The organism is uncultured Methylobacterium sp. (assembly GCF_964251405.1).
Lineage (GTDB): Bacteria > Pseudomonadota > Alphaproteobacteria > Rhizobiales > Beijerinckiaceae > Methylobacterium.
The window spans coordinates 1-7,899 of sequence record NZ_CAXUJR010000067.1 but is presented as its reverse complement, the minus strand read 5'-3'; the positions used below and the strand labels follow the sequence as shown (position 1 = coordinate 7,899).

The following is a 7,899-nucleotide window of genomic DNA, read 5'->3' as shown; positions in this document are numbered from 1 at the left end:
CGCGGAAGGCGAGGAACCGGGTCCGCCCGGCGACCCCGCGATTGCGCCATAGCTGCGCGGCCATCTTCAGCGCCACCTCGACGGCGACGGAGCCGGAATCGGTGAAGAAGACGTGGTCGAGGTCGCCCGGCAGCAGGGCGGCGAGGCGGGCGGCCAATTGTTCGGCCGGCGCATGGGTCAGCCCGCCGAACATCACGTGCGGCATCGCCTCCAGCTGCGCGGCCACGGCGGCGCGGATGTGCGGGTGGTTGTAGCCGTGGACCGCCGTCCACCACGACGCGATGCCGTCCACGAGCTCGCGCCCGTCGGCCAGCACGATGCGCGAGCCGTGGGTTCGCACCACCTCCAACGGCGGGTCGGCCGTCCGCATCTGGGTGTAGGGCCGCCAGAGATGGGTTTTGCGGGATCCGTTCATGAGACGGGAGTGCTGGCCAGGCGGTGCGTCGGTCAAGGGTCGCCTTGACAACCCTCCGCCGCCCGCCTCTCACCACGGCATGTCGAGCCTCGAAACCTTCGCGCGCGCCGAACTCGCCCGCCTCGACGAGACCGCCCTGCGCCGGCATCTCGTGGCGACGGCGCGCGCAGACGGCGCCATGGCCGAACGGAAGGGGCGCCGGCTCGTCTCGTTCTCCTGCAACGACTATCTGGGCCTCTCCAACGACCCGCGGGTGATCGCGGCGGCGCAGGCGGCGACCGCGCGCTACGGCGCCGGTTCCGGCGCCTCGCGCCTCGTCACCGGCAACCATCCGGTGCTCGCCGCCCTCGAAGCACGGCTCGCGGCGCATAAGGGAACGCAAGCCGCGCTCGTCTTCGGGAGCGGATACCTCGCCAATCTCGGAATCGTGCCGGCGCTCGCCGGGCCGCGCGACCTCATCCTGATCGACGCGCTCGGGCATTCCTGCCTGTTCGCCGGGGCCAGGGTCTCGGGCGCCGAGGTGGTGCGGTTCCGCCACAACGATATCGACGATCTCGCCGCGCAGCTCGGCGCGAGGCAAGCCGGGCACAGGCGCGCCCTTATCCTGACCGAGCGGGTGTTCAGCATGGACGGCGACCGGGCGCCGCTCGACGCCATCCTGGCCCTCGCCGATGCGCACGACGCCTGGACGCTGGTGGACGACGCCCACGGGCTCGGCGTGGTCGAGCCGGGCATCCGGGCGCCCTTGGAGATGGGCACCCTGTCGAAGACGCTGGGCTCGTATGGAGGCTATCTCTGCGCCTCTCGCGCCGTCGTCGACCTGATGACGAGCCGGGCGCGCAGCTTCGTCTACACCACCGGCCTGCCCCCTTCCTCCGCCGCCGCAGCGCTGGCGGCCCTCGAGATCGTCGAGGCCGAGCCGGAACGTTCCGCCCGGCCCCTGATGCTCGCCCGGCACTTCACGGGCCGGCTCGGGCTGCCGCAGGCGCAGAGCCCGATCGTGCCGATCCATGTGGGCGAGGCCGGTGCCGCCCTGGCGCTGTCGGGGGCCTTGGAGGAGCGGGGCTTCCTCGCGGTGGCGATCCGCCCGCCGACGGTGCCGGCCGGCACCGCGCGGCTGCGGGTCGCCTTCTCGGCGGCGCATACGGAGGCGCAGGTGGATGCACTGGCGGCGGCATTGGTTGAACTGCAATCCAGCTTACGCCCTTCTCCTCCCCCTTGCGGGGAGGAGCCGGAGGTGGGGGTGGCTGGGTGACCCGCTGCGGAGACCAGCGGAACCACCCCCACCCCTGGCCCCTCCCCGCAAGGGGGAGGGGAAAACCCATCCCTCACGCCGCAACCGTCGCCTGCCCCTCGGCCCGCTCGCGCGCCAGCTTCGTCACGCCGACCTGGTCGACCTTGCCGGTGCCGAGCATCGGGATGCGCTCCAGCACCACCACCTCGGCGGGCACCGCGATCTCGGTGGCGCCCTTCCCCTTGGCGAAGCTCTGGTAGGCGGCCCGCGACGCGTCCTTGGCCTCGGTGAACAGGATCAGCCGTTCGCCCTTGCGTGCGTCGGGCACCGCGGCGACCGCGCTCGGCGCCCCGGGCCACAGCTCGGAGGCCAGCGCCTCGATGCCGGCGAGCGACACCATCTCGCCGGCGATCTTGGCGAAGCGCTTCGCCCGGCCCTTGATGGTGACGAAGCCGCCGGCATCGATCGTGACGATGTCGCCGGTATCGTGCCAGCCATTCTCCGGTGGCTCCAGGACGCCGGGCTTCTCGGCACGCAGGTAGCCGAGCATGACGTTGGGGCCGCGCACGAACAGGCGCCCGCCCTCATCGATGCCCGGCACCCTGTCGAGACGCGAATCCATCCCCGGCATGATCCGGCCGACGCTGCCGAACTTGTTGAACATCGGCGTGTTGAGCGCCAGCACCGGCCCCGTCTCGGTGACGCCGTAGCCTTCGAGGATCCGCAGGCCGAATTTCTCGGCGTAGGTCCGGCGCGTGGCCTCCTTCACCGGCTCGGCACCGGCCAGGATGTAGCGCAGGGAGCGCAGGTCGTAGGCATGTGCCGCCCTGGCATATCCGGTCAGGAACGTGTCGGTGCCGAACAGGATCGTCGCGTTCGAGCCGTAGATGAGCTCGGGCACGATCCGGTAATGCAGCGGCGAGGGGTAGAGGTAGACCGGCACGCCCGAGACCAGCGGCAGCACCAGCCCCACCGTCAGCCCGAAGGCGTGGAAGACGGGGAGCACGTTGAAGACCCTGTCGGTGCGGCCGAAATCGATCCGAGCGGCGGCCTGGGCGGTATTGGCGAGCATGTTGCGGTTGGCGAGCACCACGCCCTTGGGTGTCCCTTCCGACCCCGATGTGAACAGGATCGCGGCGGGGTCGTCGCCGTGTCGCGCCACCAGCGGCCTTCGCTTGGCGAGCAGGCCGCGGACCTTGTCGCCGAGCGAGATCGTGGCGCGCACGTCCTCGAGATAGACGAGCGTCACCTGGCCCTGGATCGCCTCGATCAGGGACCCGAGCCGGGCCTTCTCGATGAAGCCGCGCGAGGTCAGGATGGTGGTGACCTCGGCCGCCCGGCACGCCGAGAGGATGTTGGCCGGCCCGGCCGAGAAGTTGATCATCGCCGGCACCCGCCCCGCCGAGGCCAGGGCGAAGAACGTCACCGCCGCGCCGTTGGCGTTGGGCAGCATCAGGCCGACCGGGCGGCCCTCCGGTGCCAGCGGCATCAGCTTGCGGCCGAGCACCGTGGCGCCCATCACGAGGCGCGAATAGGAGAGCTTGCCGGTGATCGGGTCCTCCACCGCGGTACGGCGCCAGCCGTAATCCTCGCCCGCCGCGATCAGCGCCTCCATCAGGCCGCGGTCGATCGGCGTCGTGTTGAACACGAGGTCGGACATGATGCCGTAGAGGGCGGCACCCGCCGCCTGCCGGCGGTTCTTGCCCTTGAGGGCAGGATCGACCGCGAGTGTCACCGGCGGCATCACCGTGACGACGATCTTGGGCCACCACCGCCCCCGCACCTGGGCGCGGGACAGGCGTGAAAAGATCGTCTTCTCCGGCCCTTCGATGCGGACCGGCACGACCATGGCGCCGGACTTGTCGGCGATGAGGCCGGCGCCGTCATAGACCTTCATCAGGCTGCCCGTGACCGTGAGCCGGCCCTCGGGGAAGATGATCAGCGTCTCGCCGGATTTGACCGCGTTGATGAGGGTGCGGGTCGCCATCGGCTTGGTCGGGTCGAGCGGCATCGCCCGCGTCAGCTTCAGGAAGGGCTTCACCCACCAGCGTTGCGCGATGCCGTGGTCGATGGCGAAGACCGGCTCCTGGTCCAGCAGCGACAGCGCCAGGGGCGCATCGAGGAAGGAGACGTGGTTGAGCGCGATGATCGCGTTCGGCCCGGCCAGCTCGACGTTCTCGAGGCCGCGCACCTCGAGCCGATAGAAGGCCCGGAACAGGATCGAGAGAAAGTCGCGGAATGCGCTCGTCGGCATCACCTTCAGGATGACGGCGCCGGCCACGAGGTTGAGGACGGAGATCAGCCCGAACAGGGCAGCCATCGACCAGCCGGCGCCCTGCAGCGCGGCGAGTGCCAGCGTGCCCCCGACCATGAAGGCGGCGGTGAGGACGTTGACGGCGCCGATGACGCGGGCGCGCTTGTCCTTGTCGGTCCAGGCCTGCACGGCGGCGAAGGAGGGCACGATGTAGAGCCCGCCGGCGACGGCGATGCCGACGAGGTCGATAGTGACGCGCAGGCCCGTGCCGGTGGCGAGGAAGGCGCCGGCGCCCATGAGTTCCCCACTGCCCGGGGGGAGGTGCGACAGGGTCCAGGCGAGGTCGAGGCCGAACAGGCCCATCAGCACGGCGCCGACGGGCGTCGGCAACAGCACGATGCGCCCGCTGGCGAGCCACGAGGCGAGTCCGGAACCCAGCGCGATGCCCACCGAGAACATGGCGAGCAGCAGGGTGACGACGGTCTCGGAGCCGTGCAGGCTGTCCCGGACCATCACCGGCAGCAGCGAGAGCACCACCGCACCCACCAGCCAGAACCAGCTCACGATCAGCGAGCCGCGCCACAGCCGCGTGTCGGACCACAGATCGCGCAGGAGATCGCGGGTGGAGCGGGCAATGTTGGGGTCGACATACAGGTCCGGTGCCCCCTCGCCGGTGCGCGGGATGCCCCTGGCGCAGAGCCAGCACAGGACCGCGAAGGCCATGATCATCGCGCCGAAGGCAGAGGCGTCGCCGCCCATGGCGGTGGCCAGGCCCGCCACGATGGTGCCCAGCAGGATCGCCAGGAAGGTCGCGCCCTCGATGAGCGCGTTGCCGGCGGGCAGTTCGGCCCGCTTCAGGTGGTCGGGCAGGATGCCGTACTTGATCGGCCCGAACAGGGCCGCGATCGCCCCGAACAGACCCAGCGCCACGAACAGCACCGGGATCGAGTGGAGGTAGAAGCCGAGCACGGCCGCACCCGCCGCGAAGATCTCCGCGAACTTCAACCGCTTGGCCACCACGGCCTTGTCGTACCGGTCAGCGAGCTGGCCGCCGAGGCCCGACAGGATGAAGAACGGGCCGATGAAGACCGCGCTCGCGAGCGTCACCAGCATTCCGGACGTGGCGCCGTCGCCGCCCTGGGAGACCTTGAACAGGATCAGGAAGGCGAGCGCGTTCTTCAGGAAGTTGTCGTTGAAGGCGGAGAAGAATTGGCACCAGAAAAGGGGCGCGAAACGGCGCGCGGTCATCAGCGAGCGGAACATGGCGATCTCCTCGGCCGGGCAGCATGACTGACCGGCCCATAACGAAGCGTCAAATCCGCGACCCTCGACGTCCTGAAGCCCGGAAAGTCTCGACACGGTTTTAAACGACGTACAAATTCTGGCGCTTCTTTACACGATGTGCAATCTTGATCTTCGTGTTGGGAGTTCCCAATCGGCAGACCCGTGCGGATCCGCACGAGATCGATGGCAAGGATGAACGGTTGGCCAGAGCCGGGGCAACGACGGGCGCCAAAGGTCCCAAGCGAGGGACCGGCCCGCGCGGCGAGCACAGCCGCGAGGAATTCGCCGCCCTGGTGACGAAGGCCGCCGAAGGGCTGGTGCGGGCAGAGGGCCTCCGCGGCCTCGGGATGCGTCGGCTGGCCAGCACGATCGGCTACGCCCCGAACTCGATCTACAACGCGGTCGGAGACCTCGACGCGGTGGCGATGAGGGTGAACGCCCGCACCCTCGCGCGCCTGCACGCCGCCCTCGGCGCCGCGGTGAAGGCGGAGCGGACCGCCCGCGACAACGCCCTGTCCCTGGCGGATGCCTACCTCGCCTTCGTGGCCGCCGATCCGCGGGTCTGGAGCCTCGTCTTCGAGCACCATGTCGCCCCGGATTCGGAGTTTCCGGACTGGTACGCGGCGGCCCTGGCCCAGGCCACCGACCTCGTCGACAGCGTGCTGGCGCCCTTGATCCCGGAGCCGGTGGAGCGCCGCCAAGCGGTGGCGGCGCTTTGGGCCGGCCTGCACGGCCTCGCCTCGCTCTCGACCTCGAACAAGCTCGCCGTGCTGACGCCGGAGCCGCCGCGCGACCTGGCACGGCTGTTGGTTGGACGCTTCCTCGGGCAGGCATAGGACAGCCGAGCGATCTCAGAGGCTTCGACCATGGCAAAGCAGTTCCCGGAACTCGACCACCGACTGACCGACTTCATCGGCGGTCAGCGCGTCTTCTTCACGGCCTCGGCCGCCGCGGGCACGCGGATCAACCTCTCGCCGCGCGGGACCGACACGTTCCGCGTGCTCGGCACGACGGAGGTGGCGTATCTCGACCGAACCGGGAGCGGGAACGAGACCGCCGCCCACATGCTGGCGGACGGGCGGCTGACCGTGATGTTCTGCGCCTTCGACGGCCCGCCGATGATCCTGCGACTGTACGGGCGGGGCGAGGTCCTGCGCCGGGGTGGCGAGGCCTATGGCGCCGTCCTCGCCACGGCATTCGGCGGACACGAACCGCCCGGCGCCCGCCAGATCGTGCGTCTCGCCATCGATCTCGTCCAGACGTCCTGCGGCTACGGCGTCCCGTTCTTCGATTATCGCGAGGATCGCCCGACCCTCGACCGGTGGGCCGCGTCGAAGGGCGAGGCGGAGCTCGATGCCTACCGGCGCAAGAAGAACGCGACCAGCCTCGACGGACTGCCCACGGGACTGTTTCCCGAGGAGGGCGAAATGCTTGTCTGAACAACCGGATTGGATCGGCAGGGCGACAGGTACGATATTACCGGCAACTGCGCAGCATATCCCCGGATAACCGCCCTGGAAGCGAGGGATCGCGTCAGCGTCAGGGCCGGCTTACCTAAAGGCTCGTCTCCTGAACCCGTTTGTAGGTCTGTCCCAGCACGCGATAGCCCTCGGCGATGCCGCGCATCAGCGTGCGCTTGTCGGCGTCGAGCGGCGCCAGGACGCGGGCGGGGCGGCCGCCCCAGAGGTAGCCGCCTTCGAGCAACTGTCCCGGATCGGTGGTGGCGCCGCCGGCCAGGAGCACGTCGTCCGCCACTACGGTGCCGGGAGCGACCACGCAGCCGATCCCGATCAGCGAGCGTGCGCCGATGCGGCAATCGGAGAGCCGCACGTTGTGTGCGATGGAAGTGTCGCGGCCGATGACGATCCCCTCCGCACGGCTGCGCAGGACGCTGTTGTCCTGGATGTTGGAATCGGCCCCGACCACGATCGGCCCGACTTCGGCATCGAGGAGGCAGGAGAAGAGTACGCTCGACCCGGTGCCGAGGGCGATGCGGCCGCGCAGGCGTGCGGTACGGGCGACGAAGACGCTGTCGTCGAGTTCGGGCTCGTCGGCCTCAGGCGGCCGGGGCGTGTCGCCGGAGGCCTCGCGAAGACGCTCGGCGCGCTCGGCGATCTCGGGCGCCGTGATCGGGCGCAGAGGCTTGGCCGGGCTGCCGCCACAGGCGAAGCCGGCCGGCAGGCGCGCGCGCGGGAACACCGTGGAGCCTGCCTCGATCAGCACGCCGTCCTCCACCACGGCGCCGTCGAGGACGATGACGTCGTCCTCGATCACCACGTCGGAACCCACGGTGCAGGCATGCACCACCGCGTTGCGGCCCACCGTGACGCGGTCGCCGACGACGGTCGCCAGGGTCAGCGTGGCGATGTGGACCGTGGAGCGATGGCCGAGCCAGAAGCGGTCGCCGATCGTGACGGTCTGCCCGTCCGAGCGGATCACGCTGTCGTCGCCGAGCCAAGCTTGCGCGCCGATGGTCGCCGTGCCGATCACGGTACTGGCGCGGCCGCACCAGACCGGCCGCGCGGCGAAGACCGGCAGGACGTCCTCGTGGGGCAGGATCAGGTCTGGGCTCACGTGAGCATTCCCTTCGAGAGCCGTTCGGGCGAAGGCGGGTCGAGAACCGGTCGCAGGGACCATCCGCAAGAATCTGCCGCAAGATCTGCCGCAAGAACCGGTAGCCTGGGCCGGCGGCGAGGGTCATATGGACTTCCG

General features: G+C 70.0%; 6 protein-coding genes. 3 read left to right on the top strand and 3 right to left on the bottom strand.

Annotated elements, in window-relative coordinates:
• Window positions 1–415 (bottom strand): aminotransferase class III-fold pyridoxal phosphate-dependent enzyme (locus ACFE7U_RS12595; protein WP_375410072.1); only part of this gene is annotated, 415 nt, incomplete at its 3' end.
• 79 nt (window positions 416–494) lie between these two features.
• Between ACFE7U_RS12595 and ACFE7U_RS12590 the strand changes: the two genes are divergently transcribed.
• Window positions 495–1,670, top strand: a complete 1,176-nt coding sequence (locus ACFE7U_RS12590; protein ID WP_375410071.1) for an aminotransferase class I/II-fold pyridoxal phosphate-dependent enzyme — start codon at window positions 495–497, stop codon at window positions 1,668–1,670.
• A 73-nt stretch (window positions 1,671–1,743) separates the two neighbouring features.
• On the opposite strand, the gene ACFE7U_RS12585 is transcribed toward ACFE7U_RS12590, so the two are convergent.
• Window positions 1,744–5,166, bottom strand: a complete 3,423-nt coding sequence (locus ACFE7U_RS12585; protein ID WP_375410070.1) for an acyl-[ACP]--phospholipid O-acyltransferase — start codon at window positions 5,164–5,166, stop codon at window positions 1,744–1,746.
• A 338-nt stretch (window positions 5,167–5,504) separates the two neighbouring features.
• On the opposite strand from ACFE7U_RS12585, the gene ACFE7U_RS12580 reads away from it, so the two are divergent.
• Together ACFE7U_RS12580 and ACFE7U_RS12575 are read left to right on the top strand one after the other, a co-directional pair.
• Window positions 5,505–6,023, top strand: a complete 519-nt coding sequence (locus ACFE7U_RS12580; protein ID WP_375410086.1) for a TetR-like C-terminal domain-containing protein — start codon at window positions 5,505–5,507, stop codon at window positions 6,021–6,023.
• A gap of 30 nt (window positions 6,024–6,053) precedes the next feature.
• Window positions 6,054–6,626 carry a pyridoxamine 5'-phosphate oxidase family protein gene (locus tag ACFE7U_RS12575; protein WP_375410069.1) on the top strand — a complete coding sequence of 191 codons (573 nt, stop codon included), beginning with the start codon at window positions 6,054–6,056 and terminating at the stop codon, window positions 6,624–6,626.
• Between the two features lie 115 nt (window positions 6,627–6,741).
• Here ACFE7U_RS12575 and ACFE7U_RS12570 read toward each other — a convergent pair whose 3' ends face one another.
• Window positions 6,742–7,761, bottom strand: coding sequence for a gamma carbonic anhydrase family protein (locus tag ACFE7U_RS12570; RefSeq protein ID WP_375410068.1), 1,020 nt, complete (start codon window positions 7,759–7,761; stop codon window positions 6,742–6,744).
• Window positions 7,762–7,899: the final 138 nt, after the last annotated feature.

Coding starts and splice junctions, on each gene's coding strand:
- ACFE7U_RS12575 (WP_375410069.1), top strand. CDS start 6,054: ATGGCAAAGCAGTTCCCGGAACTCGACCACCGACTGACCGACTTCATC.
- ACFE7U_RS12590 (WP_375410071.1), top strand. CDS start 495: ATGTCGAGCCTCGAAACCTTCGCGCGCGCCGAACTCGCCCGCCTCGAC.
- ACFE7U_RS12585 (WP_375410070.1), bottom strand. CDS start 5,166: ATGTTCCGCTCGCTGATGACCGCGCGCCGTTTCGCGCCCCTTTTCTGG.